Genomic DNA, 25,268 nt, shown 5'->3' on the forward strand with positions numbered 1-25,268 from the left:
TTCTATCCTGTTTCTGGTCATAACAACTCTAGTTTCCATGCACGGCACGGCGCCGCCATTTCTATGAAGAAGGTCCTTGTCATTCTGCTGCTCTTCATTTTTTCCGCGCAGGGCACGGTCGTTGCGGTCGGCGGCGGGCTTGTCATGTCCGTGGATCGCTCCGGCGTGATGGAAATGGCGTACATGGAGCACATGGAGCACATTGCGCATGCAGCGCCGTCAATTGCCGGGGATGCGGATTTCGACGATCTGAAAGTGTCGTCCTCCATTGAAGAAATGTCGGACTATGTCGCGCTGGACCCGGCGGCCAAGCAGCCGCGAGACCATGCATCGAATCCGCCGACGATTGCTCCTGTTCTATCCTCCATCGATCTTCCCCGCGCACTGCCGCCTCCCAGAGGCTGACGCCGCATTGTCTGCCATTCCCGCGGCATGGGCGCTTGTGTCCGCCGCGGCGCGTCATCATTCCAGCGCATAAGCATCTCGCCGGCTGCACCAGGCCGGAATACGGATGTGCGCAATTGCCGGGAGCAAGATCATGTTCAAATCCATCCTGATGCCTATCGACGGCTCAACCCATTCCTACAAGCCGCTTCCTGTCGTTGTCGATCTGGCTCGGCAACTCGACGTCAAGCTTGTCTTCCTCTCCGTTGCCGAACCTCGGCTATACAACGGTTCCGACATGGATGCCGTGCGTACCGGCGCCGAAGTCGAATCCGGCAACCTGAGTTCTGCTCAGAAGAATGTCGGCAGGGCACTGGCGTCGGCGCGAAGCGCCAACGTGCGCTGCGAAGCGGTGGTGTCGCTCTCGCGCGTGCCGTGCGATGAAATTCTCTCCACGGCCGAGCGCCTGCAATGCGATGCCATCGTCATGGCAACCCGGGGAAAGCTGGGTGTCATCGACACCATGTTCAATGAAAGCCTCACGCAGGAAGTGCTGAAGAAGTCCTCGATTCCGGTGCTCGTCTTTCCCTGAGGCTGCGCGAAAAGCATTGCAGCGGCTCAACGAACCGCCGTGTTCCAATGGCCGGTCAGACCTGCGCTGACCGGCCTCACCATGCTCCAAGCTCCAAGGCTCCAAGGCTCCAAGGCTCCAAGGCTCCAAGCAAAAGGATTCCATCTGCATGCACCATAACGTCAGTCTAATTGCCACTATTGCGGCGGCGCTCGGCCTTGCCCTTGTATTCGGTTTCATCGCCGCCAAGCTGAAACTGCCGGCGCTGGTCGGATATCTGTTCGCCGGCATCCTGATCGGCCCGAATACGCCCGGCTTCATTGCCGATGTCGACCTCGCCACCCAGCTCGCCGAAATCGGCGTCATGCTGCTGATGTTCGGCGTCGGCCTGCATTTCTCGCTGGACGACCTGATGGAGATGAAAGGGATCGCGCTTCCCGGCGCCGTCCTGCAAATCGCCGTCGCGACGCTGCTCGGGCTCGGGCTGGCGATGTTCATGGGCTGGAGCATGGGTGCGGGACTGGTCTTCGGCTTGTGCCTGTCGGTCGCCAGTACCGTCGTGCTGCTGCGGGCGCTTGAAGAGCGCGGCATTCTCGACTCCGTCAACGGACGCATCGCCGTGGGATGGCTCGTTGTCGAGGATCTCGTCATGGTGCTGGTCCTTGTGCTGCTGCCGGCCCTGGCCGGCTGGCTTGGCGGAAAGTCGCCGCAGGAAGCAGGATCCCTGTGGACTACTCTTGTGTTCACGCTGGGCCAGGTCGCGATCTTCATCGCATTCATGCTTGCGGTCGGCCGCAGGCTCTTCCCCTGGCTGCTGTGGCAGGTGGCGCGCACCAATTCACGCGAACTGTTCACCTTATGCGTGATTGCCGCCGCCGTCGGCATCGCGTATGGATCGGCCAAGCTGTTCGGCGTGTCGTTTGCGCTGGGCGCGTTTTTCGCCGGCATGGTGCTGAGGGAATCGGAGCTGAGCCACCGCGCCGCCCAGGAATCGCTGCCGCTGCAGGAAGCCTTTTCCGTGCTGTTCTTCGTATCGGTAGGCATGCTGTTCGATCCGCAGGTCCTCGTGCAGCAGCCGTTGCAGGTGCTCGCCGTGGTGCTGATCATCGTCTTAGGGAAGTCGGCGGCGGCCTTCCTGCTGGTGCTCGCATTGCGCTATCCGCTCAATACCGCATTGACGGTGTCGGCCAGCCTGGCGCAGATCGGCGAGTTTTCCTTCATCCTCGTCGCCCTCGGCGTGTCGCTCGAATTGCTGCCGCAGGAAGCGCAAAGTCTGGTGCTGGCGGGCGCCATTCTGTCGATCGCGCTCAACCCCTTCACCTTCAAGGCGATCGAGCCGGTGCAGCGGTGGCTCAGATCGAATTCCGACCTCGCGAGAAAATTCGACCGGCGGGTCGATCCGCTGGCCGAACTGCCGATGGCGGTGCCGCAGGAAAAGCTGACCGGGCAGGTGGTGCTGGTCGGATATGGACGGGTAGGGCGACGCATCGGCGCCGCGTTGACCGCGCGCGACGTCAACTATGTCGTGGTGGAAGAAAACCGCGAGATCGTGCAATCCCTGCGCCAGCAGGATATTCCCGCCGTTGCCGGGAACGCCGCCGAGCCGGCGGTGCTGATCCAGGCCCATATCGCCAGGGCCAGCGTGCTGGTCATTGCAACGCCCGATACCTTCCATGTGCGCGCAATGATGGAAACCGCACTGGCACTCAATCCATCGATCGAAACCATCGTTCGCAGCCACAACGACGAGGAAGCAAGGCTGCTCAGGCAGGAGAGCGCGTGCCGCGTGTTCCTTGGCGAGCAGGAACTTGCCAAGGGTATGACGCGCTATATCTTCGATCGGCTCTCGAAAGAATGAGAGACGGCTTGCTCCCCAGGCCACCCGGGTCGAACCGGGAGCGCACCTCGCGTTACCGCACATCCCGAGGGAATGTCGCAATAGTCGCGGCGGATATGTTCGCGACCTTGTTCGGCCTTCATCGCCTATCCAGCGATGAAGGATCTTTCCATGTTCCCTGTTAATTAAAAGTAAAAGCCGCCCCGCGGGCGGCTTTCGGGAGAGGACTACTTCCCAATCAATTGCTGATAATCCACTGCCTGGTTGGCATGGCAATGTTCTCGCGTGCCCCGGGCTGGCCCGGCGCGACGTTAAATGCGCTGATCCGCAGATCGATCGGCCCGTTCGGCAGGGTGCGGGTGTCGAAGTTGTAATGGCCGATCGTGTAGGACCCGGACCAAACCGAGAATGTGCCGCGGACTGGCGCATAGCCCTCTGGCGGCAGCAATTCGATATTGCGCAATCCGGCCCCGCGAACCTCGAGCACGACAATGCCGGAGAGGGTCGAGCCGTGCGGCGGCGCCACGCTCACGGAGCCGTGGAAATCCGTGCCGACGCCGTTGCGGAAGTCCCAGCGCCGCGGGGAAATAGCTACCGTTTCCTGTGCGCCGGCCTGTCCTTGCGTCACATTGAAGACACTCACCCGCACATCGCGAACGCCATCGGGGATGGTGCGCGTGTCAAGATCAAGCCATGCATAAGTACGATCGGCCGAAACATTAAACTGGCCAAGACGCGGCGCATAGCCGATGCCGGGCAGTAGTTCGGCATTCGCAATGCCTGTGCCGCGCACTTCCAGCCTCACCGTTCCGGCCAGGACGGCGCCATCCGCCGGGGCCGAGGCTGCCGTCACCGACAATTCCTGGACTGGCGGATTGGTATTGTTGACGACCCAGGTGCGCGGCGTCATCGCGGTCAGTTCAACGGCATCAGGCTGGCCTGCCGGCTTGTTGAACGCGGCGGCGCGCACGGCAATCGGGCCGTTCGGAAGCTTGGTCGTGTCGAGGTCCAGCCAGGCATGGGTCTTGTCATTGGATAATTGGAAGACGCCGTAACGCGGCGCATAACCGGAGGGTGGCAGGAGCTCGACATTTTCGAGTGCCAGTCCCGCAACCTGGAGCCGGACCATGCCGGAGATCGTTGCACCGTCAGCCGGGAAGCCTGCAGTAGCATAGGTACCGCTCTGTACAATGAATGGCGCATGCGGATTGTTCGAGCAGCGCGGGTCATAGGAACAGGAATTGGTGGCGCGTCCGTCGGATGTCCATACGGTCGGCGCGAGTTTTGTGCCGGAACCTGCCATGTCCATGTCGGCGCCGCCGCCGCATGCCGAGACCATGGCCGCTAGAGTACATATGCCAAACGCCTTCGAAACTCGAGATTTCATGTTCTTCTTCTCCAAGGAAACCCGACCAAAATTCAAGCGAGATGCCGCGCGGTAGAGGGTTATTTCAGGGTCATGGCCAGGCAATCGGACGCGAATCACCTCGTTGGGATTCGACCGGGTCGAATTCGGCTCGGTTGCGCTTGTTCCAATGGAGTTGCTGACAAAAATCAAAAGCAGAGAACTCGGCCCAGGTTTTGCAGGGCCAGCCTCATTGTTGCTGTAAAGTACTGTTTTTCCGCGTGAGCAGTACGCATAAAAATATAGGATAGGAATGGACAAATCGACCCGCATGGTGCCGGCCCTGCTGCTTGGTATTAGCGTATTCGTCTTTATCGTTGACGCTTTAACGCCGCTCGGCTATGCCGAATGGATGTTGTACGTCATCCCGGTCGTGCTGTGCTTGCGGCAAAAGAATCCCAACCTGCCTATTAGCATCACGGCCCTGCTGATGCCGCTTTTGATTGTCGGATACTTGTTGTCGCCGACGGGTGCTTCGTCCCACGTGGCGATCGTGAACCGGTCGTTTGCCTTTCTTGCGGTCCTGGGAGTGGCTTACCTTACACGGCGCATGATCGGCGAACGGTTGGTGGCCGACCACCTCATGTGGCTGGAACGAGGTCGAGCCGAGGTGGCGAGAAATATCCTCGGCGAACCGACAGTACCGGAAATATCGGAAAAGATCCTGCATGCGCTCGTGCATTACCTGAATGCGCAGGTTGCCGTGTTCTACCGTCTTGAAAACAACAGCCTTCAGTTCAGCGCCGGTTATGCAATCGCCGCTGGTCAGCAGAGCGCGCAAAGGGCGGTGGGCCAAGGCCTGATCGGCGAAGTCGTCAGGAACGGCAAGCCATTGGTAGTTCAAACCTTGCCGCCGGATTATCTGCGCGTCGAATCAAGTCTAGGCAGTACCGCGACTTCCAGCGTGCTGATTGCACCGATTACCGATAACGGCGAAGTGACCGGAGTGATGGAATTCGGCTTCCTGCGCGACGTCTCGCTGGAAGATGAACGCGAGCTCATGCAATTGATCGCCGACAAGATCGGCAGCGCGATCCGCTCCGCCAAGTACCGCGAGAACCTGCGGAAGTTGCTTGAACAAACGCAGCGGCAATCCGAAGAGCTGCAGGCACAGCAGGAAGAGCTGCGTGTCTCAAACGAGGAACTGGAGGAACAGGGACGCGCATTGATGGAATCGCAAGCGCGCCTGGAAAACCAGCAGGCCGAACTGGAGCAGACCAACGCGAAACTGGAAGAGCAGGCCGAACGCCTGGAAGCACAGAAACGCGATCTGCTCGACGCGCATGGCGCCGTGCAGAAAACGGCGGACGAATTAAGCCGTGCCAATACCTATAAGTCGGAATTCCTTGCAAACATGTCGCATGAATTACGCACCCCGCTGAATAGCTCGTTGATCCTGTCAAAAATTCTCATGGATAACAAGTCGGGCAATCTGAATGAGGAGCAGGTGCGATATGCACAAACGGTTTACTCCTCGAACAATGAATTGCTGGCGCTTATCAACGATATCCTCGATTTATCGAAGATCGAATCAGGTCACGTTGACATCGTTCCCGAGCCGGTTGCAATTCAAACGGTCATCAAGACGGTGCATCAGACTTTCGATGTCATTGCGCGCGACAAGGGCCTGCGTTTCGCCGTGGAGGTGGCGCCCGATGCGCCGGCAATCGTCCAGACCGACAGTCAACGACTGCACCAGGTACTTAATAACCTGATTTCGAATGCGTGCAAGTTTACTGAAAAAGGCGAGGTCATTCTGCATATCCGCCGAGGCGCGGCAGGACGTATCGCCTTTACCGTGAGCGATACCGGGATCGGGATTGCGCCACACCAGCAGGAGGTCATTTTCGAAGCGTTCCGCCAGGCCGATGGCACCACCAGCCGCAAGTACGGCGGTACCGGGCTTGGATTGTCCATCTCGCGCGAGCTCGCTCATCTGCTCGGTGGCCAGCTGACCGTGCAAAGCACGGAGGGAAAAGGAAGCAGCTTCACGCTTGAAATCGCGTCCGATCTTGCCGCTGCGTCGCATGTCACGCCGGCACCCGCCCCAGCAACGGGAAGAGCTTCGGCACCAACGCCGGGGCACGCGATTAGGGAATCCATGCCAGCACCGGCATCAGCGCCAGGACAGGTATCAGCACCGGTATCAGCACCGGCACAGGTGGCGCGAGTCGATGACCGCTTTGCCCGCAAGCGCGAGCGCCTGATTCTCGCCATCGAGGATGACTCGCATTTTTCAGGGATCCTGCTGGATCTTGTCCGTGAAGCCGGATTCGATTGCGCCATTGCCGCGACCGGCCGGGAAGCGATTGAACTGGCGCAGCATCTGCAGCCCAGCGGCATCCTGCTTGATGTCGGCCTGCCCGATCAGTCCGGCCTGACTGTGCTTGATCAACTCAAGCGCGATCCGGCCACGCGGCATATTCCCATCCATATGCTGTCGGTGGAGGAACATATGCAAACCGCGCTTGAAATGGGTGCGGTCGGCTATGCGCTTAAGCCGGTAGCGAGGGACGATATCTTATCGGCGATCGCGCGACTCGAAGAAAAACTGCGCAAGCGCGCGAGCAAAGTGCTGGTGGTGGAAGACGATGTCCATCTGCGCGAGAGCATCGGCCTGTTGCTCAAGGCCGATGACATTGAAATCACCGCCGCCGGCACTGCCACGGAAGCCTTGGCGCTCGTTTCGGGTCAGACGTTCGACTGCATGGTGCTCGACTTGAATCTTCCGGATGCGACCGGCTACGAACTGCTGGAGCAGATGTCGTCCGGCGGCAAATACGCCTTCCCTCCGGTCATCATCTATACGGGCCGCGCATTGTCGCGCAATGAAGAGCAGCAGTTGCGGCGTTATTCGCGCTCAATCATCATCAAGGGCGCAAAGTCTCCCGACAGGCTGCTCGACGAGGTAAGTCTCTTCCTGCACCGGGTCGAGTCCGCCATTCCGCCAGACCACAAAAAGCTGTTGCAGCAGGCACGACAGCGTGACGGAATTTATGAAGGGCGCCGCATCCTGCTGGTAGAAGACGACGTACGCAATATCTTCGCACTGACCAGCGTGTTCGAGCCGCTTGGCGCGAAAATGGAAATAGCACGCAACGGAAACGAAGCCCTGCATGCCCTCGCACGGAATTCTGACATTGACCTGGTCCTGATGGACTTGATGATGCCGGAAATGGATGGCATCACTGCGATGAAGGAAATCCGCAAGAAGCCGGAATTCGAACGGTTGCCGATTATTGCGCTGACTGCCAAGGCAATGCCGGACGATCGCCGAAATTGTCTCGAAGCCGGCGCCAACGACTATATCGCCAAGCCGATCGATGCCGATAAGCTGGTATCGTTATGCCGGGTTTGGCTACCAAAGTAGGAAGCAACTTGTCCGAATTCAATTCAACCTTCGATGTCGAACTCAAGCTGTTGCTGGAGGGGGTTTACCTGACCTATCAGCACGACTTTCGTCACTATGCGATCGCATCGCTGCGCCGGCGCATCCGGCAGGCGATGACACAGTTCGAGTGCAATACGGTGTCGGAACTGCAAAGCCGGGTGCTGCATGAACCGGAAGTCTTTGCACAGATGCTGCAGTTTTTCACGGTGCAGGTCAGCGAAATGTTCCGCGATCCGGCCTACTTCAAGTCCCTGCGCGAGCAAGTGATGCCGGTCCTGAAGACCTATCCGTCGTTGAAGATCTGGGTTGCCGGCTGCAGTACCGGTGAGGAAGTATGGTCGCTGGCGATCCTTCTCGCCGAAGAAGGCATGCTCGACAATACCCTGATCTATGCAACCGACATCAATCCCGTCGCTCTCAAAAAAGCTGAAAACGGCATCTATGATCTGTCGCGGATTGCCGGGTTCAGCAGCAATTACCAGCAGGCCGGCGGCACCCGTTCGCTTTCGGATTACTACACGACCGGATATGACGGTGCGCTGTTTGACCGCGCGCTGCGTCGTCGCATGGTGTTTGCCGACCATAGTCTTGCCACGGACAGCGTTTTCTCGGAAGCGCATTTTGTGTCCTGCCGCAATGTTCTGATTTACTTCGACCCTGTCCTGCAGGATAGGGCAGTCGGATTATTTGCCGATTCGCTGGTGCATCGCGGATTTCTCGGCCTCGGCGCAAAGGAAAGCCTTCGCTTCAGCAAACACGCCGCGCGTTTCGCCGATTTTGCGGCGTCCGAAAAAATCTATCAGCGACTGTGAGTGCCATGCTTTCAATACCCTTTAGCTCGCACCAGATCGATCTCATCGTCATAGGCGGTTCCGCCGGCGGGATCCAGGCCATGAGCGAATTGCTGGAAGGCTTGCCTGCCAATCTTTCGGCTGCGGTGACGCTGGTATTGCATATGCCGCCCAACCGGCCAAGCCTGCTGCCCGACCTGTTCGGGCGTCGCTGCAAGTTGCCGGTGAAAGAAGCCGAAGACAAAGAACCGATCATGCCGGGCACCGTCTACCTGGCCTCGCCGGATTACCATCTGCTGATCGAGCCCGAGCGGCGATTTGCCCTTTCTTGCGATGAGCCGCTCAACTTTTCCCGGCCCTCGATCGATATGCTGTTCGAATCGGCGGCCATGGCATACCGAACGGCAGTGCTCGGCATTGTATTGAGCGGTGCAAACAGCGACGGCGCGGCCGGCTTGACGGCGATCCGCAGTGCCGGCGGCCTGGGCTGGGTGCAGCTTCCATCCGAAGCGCAGGCCGCAGCCATGCCGATTGCGGCAATTGATCGCGCGGGAGCCGATTCGGTGCTTACCTTGGGTAAAATGACCGAACTTTTAGCAAGCGCCCATACGGCCGCCAAGGAAACCAACGCATGAGCGACGATATCAACATACTTGTGGTGGATGATGTGCCACAAAATCTGGTTGCGATAGAAGCCTTGCTCAAGCGCCCCGGATTGAATGTCATTCAGGCCACCTCCGGCGCGGATGCACTCGAAGTGCTGTTGGTGAAAGAAGTGGCATTGGTACTGATCGATGTGCAGATGCCTCAGATGGATGGGTTCGAGCTTGCCGCCTTGATTCGTGGCAGCGCGCGCACCAACACTATTCCGCTGATCTTTCTGACCGCTGGCGCGCGCGAACCGAAAAATTCCTTCCGTGGCTATGAGGCGGGCGCGGTCGACTTCCTGTACAAGCCGATCGATGAAATCGTTTTAAAAAGCAAGGTGAATGTCTTCGTCGAACTGTATGCCAAAGAAAAACAGTTGGCTAAACGACTCGATGAATTGAAGCAGGCGCTGGCCATGAACGAGATATTCGCCGCGGTGCTGGGCCACGACTTGCGCACGCCCTTGTCCGCCGTGTTGAACGGCATCGACCTGCTGCTGAAGATATCGCAGGACCCGATGGTCCGCACGACTGCGACACGCATGCAGTCAAGCTCACTGCGCATGAACAGAATGGTCGAACAACTGCTTGATGTTGCACGCATCCGTGCCGGCAACATGCAACTGCATGTCGGCGAAACGGACTTTGCCGAGCAATGCCGACGACTCATTGATGAATTGGGCGATCATCGGAAAAATGGGCGCGTCATTATCGAAGTCGCTGGAGACACGATCGGTGCCGCCGACGTAGACCGAATTCAGCAAGTGTTTTCCAACTTGATTGGCAATGCCTTGCAGCACGGGGGCGATGCCGCGCCAGTCAAGGTAACGGTCGATGGCACCGATCCCGAGGCGATTTCGGTCAGTGTCCGGAATGCCGGCGTGATACCCGCCGAGGCGCTTGAATCGGTGTTCGAGCCATTCGTCAGCCGGCAGACCATTCAAAGGAACACGCAGGGACTAGGCCTGGGCCTATACATCGTTCGCAAATTTGTCGAACTGCATGGCGGCGACGTGACGGTAACGTCAGGCGAGGCTTCCGCCACTACGTTCGTTACCCGCTTTCCGCGCAAACCGGTCGAAGACTATTCCGAAACCAAGCCAATAATGTTCGATTCACTATTCAGCAAAATCGCCTGAGCCACTTCGCCGCTCTTCGGGGCGGCCCGCAGGGATTCGCATCCAGGCCGGCCTAGCGGAACAACTTCCTAATCTCCACTGCAAGCCGGTATGCAGCTAATGAACACGAGCGGCGCAACTCTCGTCCATCATTCTTTTCATCGCTTCCACCGCGCGCCACGTCATTCATAGCGCGTTCTTCATCTCCGCACTGCCTTCCCTCAACAGATCGAGTGTCGCTTGCACGCGTCGAGTGTTGCAATCTTCTTAATAAAAGCAAGGCGACATGTTACTATCCATGCAACTTTTATATTGCATTTAAATTAACCTCAAAGCGTCGCAACGGCTTGAATCCAGGGCGCGGGAACGCAATACCGTCGGAGAATACATGTCGTTTAAACCGTTCGATGATCCCGAACAGGAATCGTCCAAGGATCTCGCTCCCGCAGTGCCATCCTCAGCGGCCCGGCCGTCACTAGCCGCACTTGCCACCGATGCCGCTGCCCTGGTCGGACCGGTTCCCAAGGAACTCAAACTCGCTGCCTCGGCGATGCAGGCCCTCGACTCGCTGCAAGCCGGTACGCCCGGAGGTGCGCTGCAGCACGGCCTGCAAGCCGCCGCCCGTCTCAACCCCGACGTCGCCAAAGCCGCACAGGCCGCCAGTCTCGCGCATCAAGCCGCCGAAGTGCTGCACATCGCCAGCCACCCGCTGCACGGCCACGCCATCCGCGACTTCGCCACCCCGGCCACGCCGTTCTTCCCCACCTTCGCCTCCACCGAACAGGCCGACGCCGTCGAGCAAAGCCTGGCCGCCCTGGTCAACATTCCCTAGTTCACCGACAACAACCGCCTGCTGCGCTTCTACTCCCCGCTGCCGCCGGAGAAGACCCTGCTCATCGACACCCTGCATGCCCATGCGGCGCTGTCCGAAGCCTTCCACATCCGCCTGCAGCTGCTCTCCACCCATGCCGGCATCGAACTCAAGGAACTCATCGGCAAGAACGTCACCATCGGCATCGAGCAGGACGACGGCAGCGAGCACTACCTCAACGGCTACATCCATCACTTCGCCTTCGCCCATGCCGACGGCGGCTTCGCCTGCTACCACGCCGAAGTCCTGCCCTGGATGTCGTTTCTCTCGCACCGTGTCAACTGCCGCATCTTCCAGGATCAGACCGTCGAGCAAGTCATCGACCGCGTCCTGCGCGAGGACTACCAGGGTATCGCCGATGTCCAGTTCCGCCTCGGCGGCAAGTACGAGCCCGAGAACTACATCGTCCAGTACCACGAGTCCGACACCCAGTTCCTCGCCCGCCTGATGGAGCGCCACGGCTTGTTTTATTTCTACGAGCACCGCGCCGACGGCCATACCCTCGTCATCAGCGACGACTCCTGCAACGCCGCCTTCTGCCCGCCGCACGAGCATCATGCCAGCGTCGAATTCAACGGCGGCCATCGCACCCACCAGCGCGGCGGCATCACCCAGCTGTCGGCCCAGCGCAGCCTGCAGCCCTCGCGCGTGGCGCTCAACACCTTCGACTTCAAGGCGCCGTCCACGCCGCAGTATGTCGAGCAGCCCACGCTGGCCAGACAAGGCGACGTGCCGCAACTGGAAATCTTCGATGGCAACCCGGCCTTCGCCTACCGCAATGCAAGCGAAGGCGTACGCGAGGCGAAGCAGCGGCTGGAAGTACTGGAATGGCAGGCCAAGCTGTTCGGCGGCGCGTCGGATTGCCGCAGCCTGAGCCCGGGACGCAGCTTCAAGCTGAGCGAACATCACTGGTTCGATGCTCACGACGACACCGATGCCGACTTCCTGGTGGTGTCGGTGAGCATCGACGCCAGGAACAACTTCGCCGACCGCGGCAGCGCGCCGGTATATGCCAACAGCTTCAGCTGCATCCGCCGCAAGATCCCGTACCGCCCCTGTCGCCAGCACAAAAAGCCGCGCATGCCGGGCCCGCAGACGGCCACTGTGGTCGGTCCGAAAGGGCAGGAAATCCATACCGATGCGTATGGCCGCATCAAGGTGCAGTTCCCCTGGGACCGCTATGGCCGGCATGACGAGCGCAGTTCGTGCTGGATCCGGGTGTCGCAGCCATGGGCTGGTGCCGGCTGGGGGACGGTGGCAATCCCGCGCATCGGCCAGGAAGTGATCATCGATTACCTGGAAGGGGATCCGGACCGGCCGATCTGCACGGGGCGCCTGTACAACAGCGCGCAGCCGCTGCCGTATGCATTGCCGGGCGCAGCGCACGTAATGGGCTTCAAGAGCCGCTCGTCCCCTGGCGGAGGCGGCTATTGCGAGATGGTGATCCATGACAAGATGAAATTTGGCGATAAAGGGGCATTTGCAATCGAATTAGATGGTGCATGCGTGTCGTTGACCGATATACGGCAGCACTTCAAGGATATAGAGATTACACAGCACCCACGCGGCCGCTCACTGCAAGAAACGGCGGTGTGGTCCGTTAGGCGCCTATGGGGAAATCTGTCCTTTGCTTTCAAGGCAGAACGACCAGATTGTTTGTTTCGAGTGTCTTTTCGAAAGTAGTCAGCGAACCGCTATCGACTTGGAGGCCTAGTGGGGTGAGTTAGAAATTTGTTGAAGGAAAATGTCGCAAAATGACCAGCAAATTTATCACTCGCGCCACTAGACCGACCTTCGGGGCTCAAGCGCCATTTTTATCGCCAGGGTGGCTAGCACGGTCCCCATGAAATAGCGCTGAACTGTCAGCCATCCCGGGCGCTGCGCAACCCATGCGGCGAATGTCGCCGCCGACAGTGCGATGGTAAGGTTGACCGAGACGCTGGCGGCTACGTGGGTGAAGCCGAGTTGAAGACTCTGGGCAAAGACGGAGCCGTGTTCGGGCTTGACGAACTGCGGGAAGATGGAGAGGTAGAAAAAGGCGATCTTCGGATTCAGCAGGTTTGTGATGAAACCCATCAGGAACAGGCGATGCGGCGGATCGTCCGGCAGCGGTCCTGCCTCGAATGGCGAGCGGGCTCCAGGCTTGGCGGCTTGCCACGCAAGGTACAGGAGATAGGCTGCTCCCATCCACTTGAGCACCTCGAAGGCGAAGGGGATGGCCAGGAATAGCGTCGTTAGGCCGGCCGCTGCGGCAAGCATGTGAACGAGAAAGCCGGCTACGACGCCGAACAGCGAAATCACCCCGGCCTGCTTGCCTTGGCCATGGACCGCGAGATCAAATAGACCATGTTCGGTCCCGGCGTCAGGGCCCTCAAGAATGCTGCACCTGCGAACAGCAACCAGTCGTTAAGCGGCACCACGGCAGTCTCCATCAGGATTTTGCGGAACTGATACGAAATTGATTCCCGCTTCACATACTACTTCGACCGGTCCAAACCTGCCCGCCGCACCACGCCACGGCAGGCCACGCCTCGGCAGGGCCTGCAACCATTTTTACAACCCATTACAAGGCCGCGGCCGGTGTTGTCTTGTCATTCTGGCTCGTTTGAGTTCCCCTCTCCGCCAAGCTATAATCCCCGGCTCTTGTATGCCACGGAATGACCGCCGAATGCAGCTCGGAATCGCTGAGGCGGGACCGGAGTACGTGTTCATGCGGATGCGGCCTGGCTCAGCTATTACGATTTTGATTGCACCTGCCTATGACGCGAACGCCACCGCGTACGAATTTTCACAGCTCGGAACTCATTCGCTGCCTCGCTGATCTTGGCATCGCGGATGCGCCCGATCACGGGGCTGCGTTCGCGGAAAGGCTGGGCCAGTGGATTCACTTCGCCGACGCGATCACGCTGTCCGCAGTGCATGGCGAAGGCATTGCAAGCTCGCCGAAGCCGCAGGCCGGAGCGCATGCCGCCGCCTGTGCCGCCGCCGTGACCGAATTCGGACGCATACAGGACTACCTGTTCAAATCCATCACCACCAGCTGCTCGCCCGGTTCCGGCAAGCCGGGAAAGACGCACCTCAGCCTGCCGTCATCCGAACCGGAAACCGTGCCGTCTCAAAGTCCGGCGGCCGCCTACACACCGTATCGCCGCTTCTATGAAGCCCACCAGCGCGACATGGATTCCAGCATCCAGCCCTTGCGGGTCAATGTCCGAAGCGCGGTCGCGAAGTGTTCGCCCAGACTCAGGAAGCTCGCCGAACTCGATGCGCTGTTCGAAAAGATTTTGCGCGAGCGCGAGACGAAACTGCTTTCGAAAGTGCCGCTGCTTCTCAAGGCGCGTTTCGAGCAGTTGTTCAAGGAACATCAGCAAGCGCATGCGGATACCGGGGAGGCCGGTAATCTGGCCGGACGGACGCGGGCGGACGCCTGGCTGGCCCGCTTCTGCAATGACATGCAGATGCTGCTGCTGGCCGAAATGGAACTTCGCCTGCAGCCGGCGATGGGCCTCATCGAAGCATTCAAACAAGATACGCAATGAATAGACATTTATATACTGCCGTCTTCATCCTGGGCGCACTTGGAATCATCTGGATCGGTGCCGGCTTTTTCAGCTCCAGCCTCCTGGCGCTGCTGATGACCGGCGTCATTGGCGCGGTCTATGTATTCGGCGCGCTCGAACTGCGCCGCTTCCGTCAGGCGACTTCCGCGCTCTCGGCGGCGCTGGCGGCCATTCCGGACCACCTCTCCGATCTTGACGGCTGGCTGGCGGGCTTGCCCCCCTCGCTGCGGAATCCGGTGCGACTGCGCATCGAGGGCGAACGCGTCGCCTTGCCGGGGCCGGCGCTCACGCCTTATCTGGTCGGCATGCTGGTGATGCTGGGCATGCTCGGCACCTTCCTCGGCATGGTCGTCACGCTCAAGGGGGCGGTATTCGCGCTCGAAAAGACGACCGATCTCGAGGCGATCCGCTCCGCGCTCTCGGTGCCGGTCTCGGGATTGGGACTGGCCTTCGGCACCTCGGTGGCGGGTGTGGCCGCGTCCGCGATGCTAGGCCTGATGTCGGCGCTCAGCCGACGCGAAAGAATGCAGGCCGCGCAAGTACTGGACACGAAGATTGCCACGGTACTGCGCCGCTTTTCGCTGGTACACCAGCGCCAGGAAACCTACAGGGCGCTGCAGCTGCAATCCCAGGCTTTGCCTCAGGTGGCCGACAGGCTGCAGGCGATGATGACGCAGATGGAGAGCATGAGCCAGCAGCTGAACCAGCGCCTGCTCGGCAACCAGGAAGATTTCCACCGCAACGTCAAGAGCGTGTATGCCGAGCTGGCTCGCAGCGTTGAACAATCGCTGCGCGAGAATCTGGGCCGCAGCGCTCATGTCGCCGGCGAAAGCATCAAGCCCGTGGTCGAGGCGGCGATGAGTGGCATTGCGCGTGAAGCGACGGCCACGCATGAGCGCATGGCCGCTACCGTGCAGATGCAGCTCGACGGGCTTTCCGCGCGTTTTGGCGAATCCGCCGCCGCCGTTGCGCAGACATGGACCGCGGCGCAGAAAAGCCAGGAACAGGCGAGCGCGGCCATCGTCGCCGACGTGGGCCGTTCATTGCATGCCTTCAGCGAGACCTTCGAACAGCGATCGCAAGCCCTCGTGTCCGCCATCGGCCAGGCCTACCATGGCCTGCAGGCCGAGCAGACCGAGCGCGACGCGCTGCGGCAACAGGCATGGACCCAGTCCCTGGAAGCCATGGCGGCGTCGCTGGCCGGCGAACTGCGGCAAACCGGTGCGCAAACGATGGCGCAGCAGCAGGCGGTGTGCGATACCCTGAACCGCACCGCGCAGGACATCGCCGGCCAGGTGCAGGCAAGCGCAAGCGGCACGCTCGCCGAAACCGCGCGCCTGGTGTCCGGCGCCGAGGAACTGATGCGCTCCCGCATCGCTGCCGAAGCGCAGTGGCTGGAGCAGCACCGCGAGCGCATGGACCGGCTGGCCGGCCTGCTGCAAAGCGAACTCGGCGCGCTCCGGCAGGAGGAAGCCGCGCGCGGCGACGCGGCGGTGGAGCGGCTGGGGCAGCTGCAGTCGGCACTGGCAAGTCACCTGACGACGTTGGGCACCGCGCTCGAAGAGCCCATCACGCGGCTGATCGAAACCGCATCGGAAGCGCCGCGCGCAGCGGCGGAAGTGATCGGGCAGCTGCGCGAGCAGATCTCCGGCAGCGTCGCGCGCGACAATGAACTGCTCGAGGAGCGAAGCCGCATCATGGAAACATTGAGCGGCTTGCTCGATGCGATCAATCATGCATCGGTGGAGCAGCGCGGCGTGATCGATTCCCTGGTGGCCTCGTCCGCCGCCACGCTCAATGCCACCGCCGGCGCATTCTCGGAAAACGTCGCTGCCGAAACGGCGAAGCTCTCCGATATTTCCGCGCATGTCATCAGCAGCGCCGTCGATGTGGCGAGCCTTGGCGAAGCCTTCGGCTATGCGGTGAGCTCTTTCAATGACGCCAATGAAAAACTGATTGCAAGCCTGCAGCGCATCGAAGGCGCAATGGACAAGTCGATGTCGAGAAGCGATGAACAGCTCGCCTACTATGTGGCCCAGGCACGCGAGATCATCGATCTGAGCATGACCTCGCAAAAGGAAATCTTCGACGAGCTGCGCCAGCTGCCCTCCAGGCAGGCCCTGGCGGCTGAAGAGGTTCGCTGATGGACGAGGTCGATGCAAGCGTAGACCACGGCGCGCCGGTGTGGGCCGCGTTCGGCGACCTGATGGCGAGCCTGCTGGGCGCCTTCGTGCTGGTGCTGGTGGGCGTGGTGGCGGTGCAGATGGAATTGACTTCGCACCTGCAGGATGAAGTGAAGAAGCGCCGGATCGAAGAGCAGCGCCGCATGAGCCTGGAAAAGGCGCTGGCGATTCCGCTCGCATCCGGGCGCATTACCCTCAACAATGGCCGCATCGGCATCAGCGGCCAAGTCCTTTTCGAGGTCAACTCGGACCAGCTGCAGCCTGAGGGCCGGCAGCTTCTCACGAGCCTGGTCACGCCGCTCAAGGCGTATCTGGGAGCGCGCAATGAAATGCTGATGGTCAGCGGCTTCACCGATGACAAGTCCATCCGCAGCGGCCGCTTCGCCGACAACTGGGAACTGTCGGCGCAGCGCGCGCTGACCGTGACCCGTACCCTGATCGATGAAGGCATGCCGTCTTCCATGGTGTTCGCGGCGGCCTTCGGCGCCGAGCAGCCGGTGGTGCCGAATACCGATGCCGCGGCGCGAGCGCAGAACCGCAGGGTGGAAATGGCGCCGGTTCCGAAAACCTCGAATGCCTCCGCTACGCCCAATGCCGGTAATGCAGCCAATGCCGCGTCATGAACGCACCCGAAAATAGACATGTCGCGGATAGTCCGCCGGACTCATCGTCCGGCGCATCTCCTGATTTCGATGCGGCGATCACTGCCCTTCGCACGGCGGGAGCCGATCGGTTCGATCCGGTGCGGTTTCGCTATATCGAGGTACTGGCAGAACGAGCCGGGTCGCATCAGGGAAACGTCAGGCGCATGCTCGACGCCAGGCTGGCGCAAGCGCTGGCAAGCTTAAGGGAGTGCTTCGCCCTTGGGCAATCCGATGCGAAGGAAATCCTTGAACGCGGGGTGCGGGAACATCCGCATGCGGCGAGGGATCTGCAGAGGCTCCATGGCGCGGGAGACTTCAAGGCGATGCGACGCCTGGTCGGGGATTTGAAGCAGTCCGGGCAGTCTGGGCAATCCGCATCCTCGTCACTGGGAGCGCTGGTGCGGCAGCTGGAACAGCGGGAGCGGCATGTTCCCGACAATGCCGGTAGCCATTTGAGGGAACATGCCGGCTTGCGCCCGGAGCTCAGGACCATACGCAGTTTCAAGAACACGCTGTCGAAGCTGAGCGTGCACAAGCAGGTGGCGCAGGCGCTCGAGCAGGCGCCGAAGAATGCGGGGCCGATCAATTCCCACATGCTGGTCCTGCGCTCGCTGGCCCTGATGCGCGACATTTCGCCCGATTATCTCAACCGCTTCATTTCCTATGCGGATGCCTTGCTGTGCCTCGACCAGGGCGAGAAGGAAAAGCCGGCAGCCTCCCCGAAACCCCAGAAGGCAAGAACGGCAAAGACGGCAAGAAAATAACTGCCGTCATGGCTGCGCGTCCGCTTCGGAATGTGGACCGCTTTGGGTTACGTTGCGGACGTTATCCCACATCGATGATCTGCCTGTGATCGACCCTTCCCCGTCCTTCAACGATCTAGGAAGCAGACGTTCAAAACCGAAATAGACTGCGCCGCGAGGCAGCGTCGGCTTGGATGAAGAGTTAGCCCGATGCCCGGCGGTACGGCCATAAAAGAATTGTGAGCACGGCAAGCCGGCTACCACCAGGGCACCGATGCCAAGGCGGACCGGCATGTGGCTACCGAATTTGTAGATACGGCGGTACCCGTGCTTTGAGTGCGGCTGATGCAGTGGCGCGGGCCGGGGCCCAGAGCTTCCCACAATCTTGCGCTCATCTTCAGGCGAGCTGAAAACCGCAAGCTTTGCGCGACTAAACGTTATTACGCATCATCGAATGATACGTACTGCACTGCGCATTGTTTCCTGAACTGTCTCTAATGCTGGCGACGGAAGACGGTTGCTTAACCACACCATTCCAACTGGTGTGAGTACTTGCCCCAGGCTAAGTGGCAAGACGCGAAGCAAACCGCTAGTCTCATGTTGCCTAGCCAACGATTGCGGATACAGTCCCAGCACCGGGTACGCTTGGAGCAGCGACAGGTTCGCGAGCAGCGAAATGGACTCTACGACATTGTTAGGAGATGAGACGTTGTGAGTGGCGAGTAAAGATTCAAGGCGCAGCCTCATCGGCGCGCCTTCGGGAGGAAGGATCCAGGGCAATCCATTCAGCTCATGCCATTCGACTTCTTCGCGATACGCTAGCGGATGGTTGGACGCCACTACCAGCACAACCGGGTCGTCCAGCAGAACTTCCTCATGCAAGTCATCAGAAGAAAATTCCTTCAAGAGGCGTCCAACGACTAGATCGAGCTTCCCAACCCTCAAATCAGAGAGATGCTCTTCCATTGATCCTTCACGCAAGCTCAGGTTGATGCCTGGCCAGCTTTGCTTAAGCAAGCCAACCATCTGGGGAATCAACACTGGGGCGGCAACACTCATCATACCAATGACAACCTTGCCGACCACACCCCCTGACAACGATCTCAGTTCTTCACTTACAAATTGCACGCTCGCCAGTATTTCACGGGCATGGCGAATCAGGCATTGTCCATAGACGGTTGGGATCAATACTCGACCTACCCGCTCAAAAAGGGGCAAGCCGATGCCTTCTTCTATTTCTGAAAGCATTTTGGAAACTGCAGGTTGGGTCACATTGATGGCCGTTGCAGTGTCACCAATACTTTTCCGGACTGCAAGCTCGACGAGCAGATGAAGATGGCGAATCTTCATCGATCGCCTGATATACCGCTCGATTTCGATCAAATCAGCCATAACCTTATGGTTATCGATATGGAGAAGATTTTCATTGGACAGTAATGAAAACAAGATGTCAACATAGGGCATAGCCTAGAACACGTTTTATGGCTCTTCATAAATCGAAGGAGACAGACATTATGCTTACCAGCCGAAGCGCCCTTTTTGCGGTGGCCATTACTGTAGTAACAACGACGTTTTCTCAAAATGTGATGGCCCAGAGCGATGGTCAGCCTATCCGGCTGATCGTTGGTTTCGCCGCTGGGGCTTCTACCGATGTGGCGGCACGACTTATTGCAGACAAAATGCGGTCTAGTCTCGGCGCAACCGTGATCGTCGAAAACAAGCCTGGCGCCTCAGGTCGTATTGCCGTGGAAACAGTAAAAAATGCGGCACCGGATGGTAAGACTCTCCTTGTGACTCCGGTGGCGATGATGTCCATCTTTCCGTCGGTATATAAATCGCTGCGTTACGATCCTGTTAAGGACTTCGAACCGGTCACACAGCTGGCCACCTTCCAGTATGCGGTAGCAACCAACAACAAAATGCCCGTCAAAAATCTGGGCGAATTGGTGACCTGGATTAAGGCGCACCCCAATGAAGCCAACTACGGTTCTCCGGCAGCCGGTTCACTGCCGCACTTCTATGGCGTCATGTTCGCGAAATCGCTCGGAACAGACATGGTCCATGTGCCTTATAAGGGTTCCGCACCTGCCGCCACCGATTTAATCGGCGGTCAGTTACCCATTCTGTTTGACCTTGACGTGAACTTGAGCGAAATGCACAAGGCCGGGAAGCTCCGGGTACTTGCAACTTCCGGCTCCCAGCGCTCATCGGTACTACCAGATGTCCCAACCTTTACCGAGTCTGGATTCAAGATCAATGCTGCGGGCTGGTATGGGTTATACGCACCGGCGAAGACACCGGCAGCCACACTCCAGAAACTCAATCAAGTGACCGTTGCCGCCCTGAAGTCACCTGAGGTAAAGGAGAGGTTTGCAAAGATGGGAATGGATGCAACTGGCACGACACCAGCGGAACTGGCCGCCATTCAGAAAGCCGACGCGGAACGGTGGGCGCCCATCGTCAAGGCATCCGGCTTCAACCCCGAAGAATAACCACAACTGTTATTTAAACATTTTCGGTTCCTTCGATTTCCAAGCCGGCGAACTGCCTTGCAGTGAGCCGGCATCTATTTTTAACAGATTCAAACATGGGCACTCCTAGAAACGTTCTATTCATCATGTGCGACCAGTTGCGTGCGGATCATTTGTCCTGCTATGGACATCCGTACCTGCATACACCGAACATTGATGCGCTTGCGAAGCGAGGGGTACGCTTTGAACGCGCGTTTGTCCAGTCCGGCGTCTGTGGGCCGTCCCGAATGTCTTACTATACGGGCCGCTATGTCTCAAGCCATGGTGCGACATGGAATCGCGTTCCATTGTCAATCAATGAAATCACGCTCGGCGAGTATTTGCGTGGCAGGCAAATGGATCTTGCACTGGCCGGCAAGACGCATGTCGTGCCGGACAAAAAGGGAATGGAACGACTTGGACTGGATGGAGACAGCGAGATCGCAGCCTTATTGCGAGAAGGCTGCTTCTCGCTGGTCGACCGCTATGACGGCCATCATGCAGAACCACATGGCGGTTATGCCAACTATTTAAGACGTCATGGTTACGACAGCAACGACCCTTGGACCGATTTTGTCATTGGCGCCATTGACGAAAACGGCATGCAAGTCTCCGGCTGGAACATGCGTAACGTACATTTGCCGGCCCGTGTGGCCAAGGAACACTCTGAGACTGCCTACACCACCAGTCAGGCAATAGACTTCATTTCCTCCCGTGGCGAGATGCCCTGGGTGTTGCACCTGTCATACGTAAAGCCGCACTGGCCCTATATGGCGCCAGCGCCTTATCACAATATGTACTCGCTTGAACAATGCCTTCCGGTCAAGCGAACGAAGCAGGAACTTGAACGCCAACATCCTGTACTGGCCGCCTATCGTCAGCAGGAAGAGTGCGCAAATTTCATGCGCGATGAAGTCGTCCAAAAAGTTCGGCCGGCTTATCAGGGGCTGATCAAACAACTCGATGATGAACTTGGCCGTCTATGGGAAGCGTTGGAGCAAAGCGGGCGCTGGGACGATACGCTGATCGTGTTTACTGCCGATCACGGTGACTATCTGGGCGATCACTGGCTAGGCGAAAAAGAACAGTTCTACGACACAATCCAACGCGTACCCTACCTGGTCTATGATCCGTCGGCCGACGCGAATGGAACTCGTGGCTTGAGCATGAGCCATTTTGTCGAAGCGATCGATACCGTGCCTACCATTCTGGATGGATTGGGCATCGATATCCCAAGCCATCGTATCGAAGGCCGCTCTCTGTTAGCCCTTACTCGCAACAACGGCATGCTTCCCGAAAGTGGATGGCGCGATGCTGTATTTTCGGAACTGGATTACTCATTCCGCGAAGCCAGGAGAACGCTTGGCCGCCACCCCGGAGAATGCAAGGCATGGATGGTGCGTACCGATGACTGGAAATATGTTCACTGGCAAGGCCTGCCGGCACAGTTATTCGATCTGAAGAATGACCCAGATGAATTTCACGACCTTGGAACCGATGCAAGCCACGAAGCCGTTCGCGCCGCAATGCGAGAGCGCTTGCTGGGATGGTTCTCTTCGTTGAAACGCCGCACCACAATCAGCTACGACGAAGTGGAACGTGCAACCAATCGCCATAAGCAGGCAGGCGTCTTCTTCGGTGTCTGGTAGACCTGGCTGATACCAATCCCAAGTCATCCCATGACATGAGATCGCGTCTTTTTCCGTCTGGCGGCGTTGCGTTCGTCATCCATAGCCCGCTATGGATACCTGATCCGCACCTCGGCCTCGCCAGGCGAAAAAATCCATCGATCTCATTTGTCATGTTATGACTTGGGATTGGTATAACACCAGTGCGTGTTCTGGTTTCAATTAGTCATGCACCGGTGACAAGGATGTCTTAAACACTTCCTTTCCTTTCCTTTTCAAATTGCACGAGCAATTCCGTCACCATGCAATGGGTTTTCTGGCGTCTGCTAAGCATGCTGCCATTCCTTCAATGGCCACGCCCCACCGCTGCAGCATTTCGGCGCGATGTCTGGGCAGGTATCAGCGTGGGGCTTGATGCATTGTTTGCCACGGACAGGGAAGCGATCACCTGGTTTCAGCATCATCAGGAATCTGTCTCGGCTCGATGATGACGCAAGACCGATGAATGGCATTGATTACCGCCTCTGGTTGAACTCCTTTAGACAGTCGGTCATCAAGCCAGTCAGCGGATTCGTATCACCCGACTTCCAGTGCGCCGATATCTGTCCCAGCAAGTTGTCCGTGTCTAATGGAAGTATCGCGATACGTTGTTCGAGCGCGAGCCGCTTGGCCATACTCAATGGAAGCAGGCCAATCAAAGTACTCGCTTCCAATAGCGGAATGATGGCCGTGATTGAAATGGTCTGGACCGCGATACTAGGCGACAAGCCGTGATTTTCGAGTAATCGAATAAACGCATCAAAGGCTGGCGAACCACTCACCGGCGCGATCCAGTCCTGTTTTGCCATGTCACTCCAGTCAAGCTTTGTAGATAAAGCAAGTGGATGTTGCTTACTGCAACAGACGACTAAAGGATCCGTCAGTAGAACATTCGACAGGCCTGGCTTCAAGGTTCTTTTGTCTGTCACCCGGCACACAACCAGGTCGACCTGTCCCTTCTCTAACGAGCGAAATAGTTCGCCGGCAGTCCCTTCCATAAGCTTGACACTTGCATTGGGAGCCAACTGGCGAAATCGCAGAAGAACCTCAGGTACGAGTACTTGCACTGCGGTGGTAACCATGCCAACAATTAGTTCGCCGGCCAATCCTTGTGACAGCGCTGCGACCTCGGTTTCAAGCGACCGCAAATCCTGAAGGATCTGCGCTGCTCGCCTTGCAAGGTGATGACCTACAGCAGTGAATTCGATGCGATTACCAATCCGCTCGAATAGCTTCACGCCGGTGACGATCTCGATCTCTCGGAGCTGCTTAGATATGGCGGGTTGCGATACATGCAATACATCCGCTACTTTCTGCACTTTCCCCAATTGGTGTAGTTGTACAAGTACCCGTAGCTGTTGGACCTTAAGGTCAGCGTCGAAGAAACGATTGGATGGCATCGGAGTGAATGTTCGGACAGACAGTCATAACCGCATGGTTATGGTTTTATGAAAATTACTCAATATACGGAGTCTCTTCCGAAGTGTAACGTATCTGATATGACGCTTTTACTTCTGCAGGAGAGAGGACATGAATACGGCAAATAACCCAGCAGCGCAGTTAATGGCCTCTCTGGCGCCATTTTCCCCAATTCATAACAAATTGGATATGGAGCGATATCTTAGTGACTGGAGCGGGCTCGCCGGTGGATACCCACTCGCAGTCGTACGCCCACGCACCACGCAAGAGGTTGCCCAAATCGTGAAGGCCTGCCACGCCGCTGGCCAAAAGTTAACGATACAGGGCGGTCTCACCGGTCTTGCGGGTGGCGCAGTACCTGATGAAGGCGATATGGTTATTTCACTGGAGCGTCTGAACAAGGTAGAAGAGTTGGATGTACAGGGCGGGACAGTCACTGTCCAGGCCGGCATAACCCTCCAAGGGTTAGCGGATCTTGTTGATGCCCACGATTGGTATTTTCCCCTGGATTGCGGCGCGCGCGGTAGCTGCCAGATCGGAGGCAATGTCGCGACCAACGCTGGCGGAAACCGTGTTCTTCGATACGGCACAATGAGAGAGCTTGTGCTTGGCCTTGAAGTTGTACTTCCGGACGGTACTGTGCTCTCCATGCTCAACAAGGTGATGAAGAACAATACAGGGCTTGACCTCAAGCATTTGTTCATCGGCTCCGAAGGCACCCTTGGCGTTGTCACAAAAGTCGTACTCAAGCTGTTTCCAAAACCGCAACGTCGCTATACCGCATTCTGCGCGCTCGAATCATTTGAAAGGGTGACGACACTTCTGAAAATGGCCCGCTCCTCGCTTCCCTCCCTCTCTGCATTTGAAGTCATGTGGGATGATTACCTGCATCTTGCGTCGGCAGCTCTTGGCCGAGCCAAGCCTTTCGATACTGAGTATGCCCTCTATGTTCTGCTCGAAGCCGAGGGAGTCGATTCGCCGGAACAGGAACAGGCGTTGGAAAAGCTACTGGAAATGGCGCTGGAGAGCAACGTGGTAAGCGATGTCATTATGCCGCAGTCCAATGAGCAAGCATCCCAGTTATGGGAGATGCGTGATGCGATCGGTGAGCTGCTCGCAAACATGAAACCGTACATTGCATTTGACATCGGCATCCCCCTATCTCGAATGGAGGATTTCATTTTCCAAATCAAAAATGCCATGCAGGCGCACTATCCTTCGGCAAAACACTTATTCTTTGGCCATTTAGGGGACGGCAACTTGCATTACGCTACCGGCCCGCATCGTGACGAAGACATTGCACCTATCGATGAATTCGTGTATGCCGCTGTCGAGAAGGTCGGTGGCAGTATTTCCGGTGAACATGGCATTGGGCGCCTCAAGAAACCATTCCTGAAACATAGTCGCAGTGCAGACGAAATCGCACTCATGCGCAGCATCAAACAGGCGGTAGACCGAAAATCGACATTAAACACTGGAAGAATTATCGATCAACGTTGATTCATTTTATTGCGTATCCGTTCATCA

General features: G+C 58.2%; 18 protein-coding genes and 1 pseudogene. 15 read left to right on the forward strand and 4 right to left on the reverse strand.

Translation table 11 applies throughout. The annotated features are described in order from the left end of the window. Nucleotides 1–63 precede the first annotated feature (63 nt). The 3 genes from RY831_RS02355 to RY831_RS02365 all read left to right on the forward strand — a co-directional run bounded on the left by RY831_RS02355 (nucleotide 64) and on the right by RY831_RS02365 (nucleotide 2,813). A complete protein-coding gene (locus RY831_RS02355; RefSeq protein WP_326504723.1) occupies nucleotides 64–405 on the forward strand; it encodes a hypothetical protein in 342 nt (113 codons plus the stop codon). Nucleotides 406–538: 133 nt separating this feature from the next. After that, on the forward strand, nucleotides 539–976 hold the full coding sequence (locus RY831_RS02360; RefSeq protein WP_326504724.1) for a universal stress protein: 438 nt from the start codon (nucleotides 539–541) through the stop codon (nucleotides 974–976). Nucleotides 977–1,124: 148 nt separating this feature from the next. Next, nucleotides 1,125–2,813 (forward strand): cation:proton antiporter domain-containing protein, encoded by a 1,689-nt coding sequence (locus RY831_RS02365; RefSeq protein WP_326504725.1) that lies wholly within the window; start codon nucleotides 1,125–1,127, stop codon nucleotides 2,811–2,813. Nucleotides 2,814–3,030: 217 nt separating this feature from the next. Here the strand turns inward: RY831_RS02365 and RY831_RS02370 are convergent, their stop codons facing one another. Then, nucleotides 3,031–4,179, reverse strand: coding sequence for a hypothetical protein (locus RY831_RS02370; protein ID WP_326504726.1), 1,149 nt, complete (start codon nucleotides 4,177–4,179; stop codon nucleotides 3,031–3,033). Nucleotides 4,180–4,450: 271 nt separating this feature from the next. On the opposite strand from RY831_RS02370, the gene RY831_RS02375 reads away from it, so the two are divergent. The 5 genes from RY831_RS02375 to RY831_RS02395 all read left to right on the forward strand — a co-directional run bounded on the left by RY831_RS02375 (nucleotide 4,451) and on the right by RY831_RS02395 (nucleotide 12,698). After that, entirely contained in the window at nucleotides 4,451–7,567 is a 3,117-nt protein-coding gene (locus RY831_RS02375) for a response regulator (RefSeq protein WP_326504727.1), read from the forward strand. Beyond that, a complete protein-coding gene (locus RY831_RS02380; protein ID WP_437126198.1) occupies nucleotides 7,543–8,400 on the forward strand; it encodes a CheR family methyltransferase in 858 nt (285 codons plus the stop codon). Before RY831_RS02375 ends, RY831_RS02380 begins: the two co-directional genes overlap by 25 nt. 5 nt (nucleotides 8,401–8,405) lie before the next feature. Further along, entirely contained in the window at nucleotides 8,406–9,014 is a 609-nt protein-coding gene (locus RY831_RS02385; RefSeq protein ID WP_326504729.1) for a chemotaxis protein CheB, read from the forward strand. Beyond that, nucleotides 9,011–10,165 (forward strand): hybrid sensor histidine kinase/response regulator, encoded by a 1,155-nt coding sequence (locus RY831_RS02390; protein WP_326504730.1) that lies wholly within the window; start codon nucleotides 9,011–9,013, stop codon nucleotides 10,163–10,165. The genes RY831_RS02385 and RY831_RS02390 overlap by 4 nt, the downstream gene beginning before the upstream one ends. A 901-nt stretch (nucleotides 10,166–11,066) precedes the next feature. Beyond that, on the forward strand, nucleotides 11,067–12,698 hold the full coding sequence (locus RY831_RS02395; RefSeq protein WP_326504816.1) for a type VI secretion system Vgr family protein: 1,632 nt from the start codon (nucleotides 11,067–11,069) through the stop codon (nucleotides 12,696–12,698). 99 nt (nucleotides 12,699–12,797) lie between these two features. On the opposite strand, the pseudogene RY831_RS02400 reads toward RY831_RS02395, so the two are convergent. After that, nucleotides 12,798–13,435: pseudogene (locus RY831_RS02400) on the reverse strand (LysE family translocator). A 339-nt stretch (nucleotides 13,436–13,774) separates the two neighbouring features. Between RY831_RS02400 and RY831_RS02405 the strand changes: the two are divergent. From RY831_RS02405 to RY831_RS02420, 4 genes are read left to right on the forward strand one after another with little or no spacing between them, the layout of a single operon-like run. Next, a complete protein-coding gene (locus tag RY831_RS02405) occupies nucleotides 13,775–14,554 on the forward strand; it encodes a DUF3348 domain-containing protein (RefSeq protein ID WP_326504731.1) in 780 nt (259 codons plus the stop codon). Next, nucleotides 14,551–16,719, forward strand: a complete 2,169-nt coding sequence (locus RY831_RS02410) for a DUF802 domain-containing protein (protein ID WP_326504732.1) — start codon at nucleotides 14,551–14,553, stop codon at nucleotides 16,717–16,719. The genes RY831_RS02405 and RY831_RS02410 overlap by 4 nt, the downstream gene beginning before the upstream one ends. Beyond that, nucleotides 16,719–17,381 (forward strand): OmpA family protein, encoded by a 663-nt coding sequence (locus tag RY831_RS02415; RefSeq protein ID WP_326504733.1) that lies wholly within the window; start codon nucleotides 16,719–16,721, stop codon nucleotides 17,379–17,381. Before RY831_RS02410 ends, RY831_RS02415 begins: the two co-directional genes overlap by 1 nt. Then, complete coding sequence (locus RY831_RS02420; RefSeq protein WP_326504734.1) at nucleotides 17,378–18,166, forward strand: DUF2894 domain-containing protein; 789 nt, start codon at nucleotides 17,378–17,380, stop codon at nucleotides 18,164–18,166. Before RY831_RS02415 ends, RY831_RS02420 begins: the two co-directional genes overlap by 4 nt. 426 nt (nucleotides 18,167–18,592) lie before the next feature. On the opposite strand, the gene RY831_RS02425 is transcribed toward RY831_RS02420, so the two are convergent. Further along, complete coding sequence (locus tag RY831_RS02425; RefSeq protein ID WP_326504735.1) at nucleotides 18,593–19,609, reverse strand: LysR substrate-binding domain-containing protein; 1,017 nt, start codon at nucleotides 19,607–19,609, stop codon at nucleotides 18,593–18,595. 50 nt (nucleotides 19,610–19,659) lie between these two features. Between RY831_RS02425 and RY831_RS02430 the strand changes: the two genes are divergently transcribed. Next, nucleotides 19,660–20,637: a Bug family tripartite tricarboxylate transporter substrate binding protein gene (locus RY831_RS02430; RefSeq protein WP_326504736.1), complete on the forward strand. Its 978-nt coding sequence runs from the start codon at nucleotides 19,660–19,662 to the stop codon at nucleotides 20,635–20,637. A 95-nt stretch (nucleotides 20,638–20,732) separates the two neighbouring features. Further along, nucleotides 20,733–22,304: an alkaline phosphatase family protein gene (locus RY831_RS02435; RefSeq protein ID WP_326504737.1), complete on the forward strand. Its 1,572-nt coding sequence runs from the start codon at nucleotides 20,733–20,735 to the stop codon at nucleotides 22,302–22,304. Nucleotides 22,305–22,798: 494 nt separating this feature from the next. Here RY831_RS02435 and RY831_RS02440 read toward each other — a convergent pair whose 3' ends face one another. After that, nucleotides 22,799–23,722: a LysR family transcriptional regulator gene (locus RY831_RS02440; protein ID WP_326504738.1), complete on the reverse strand. Its 924-nt coding sequence runs from the start codon at nucleotides 23,720–23,722 to the stop codon at nucleotides 22,799–22,801. A 130-nt stretch (nucleotides 23,723–23,852) separates the two neighbouring features. On the opposite strand from RY831_RS02440, the gene RY831_RS02445 reads away from it, so the two are divergent. Next, nucleotides 23,853–25,241: an FAD-binding oxidoreductase gene (locus RY831_RS02445; RefSeq protein ID WP_326504739.1), complete on the forward strand. Its 1,389-nt coding sequence runs from the start codon at nucleotides 23,853–23,855 to the stop codon at nucleotides 25,239–25,241. Nucleotides 25,242–25,268: the final 27 nt, after the last annotated feature.

The organism is Noviherbaspirillum album (assembly GCF_035916955.1).
In the GTDB taxonomy this organism is placed as follows: Bacteria; Pseudomonadota; Gammaproteobacteria; order Burkholderiales; family Burkholderiaceae_D; genus Noviherbaspirillum; species Noviherbaspirillum album.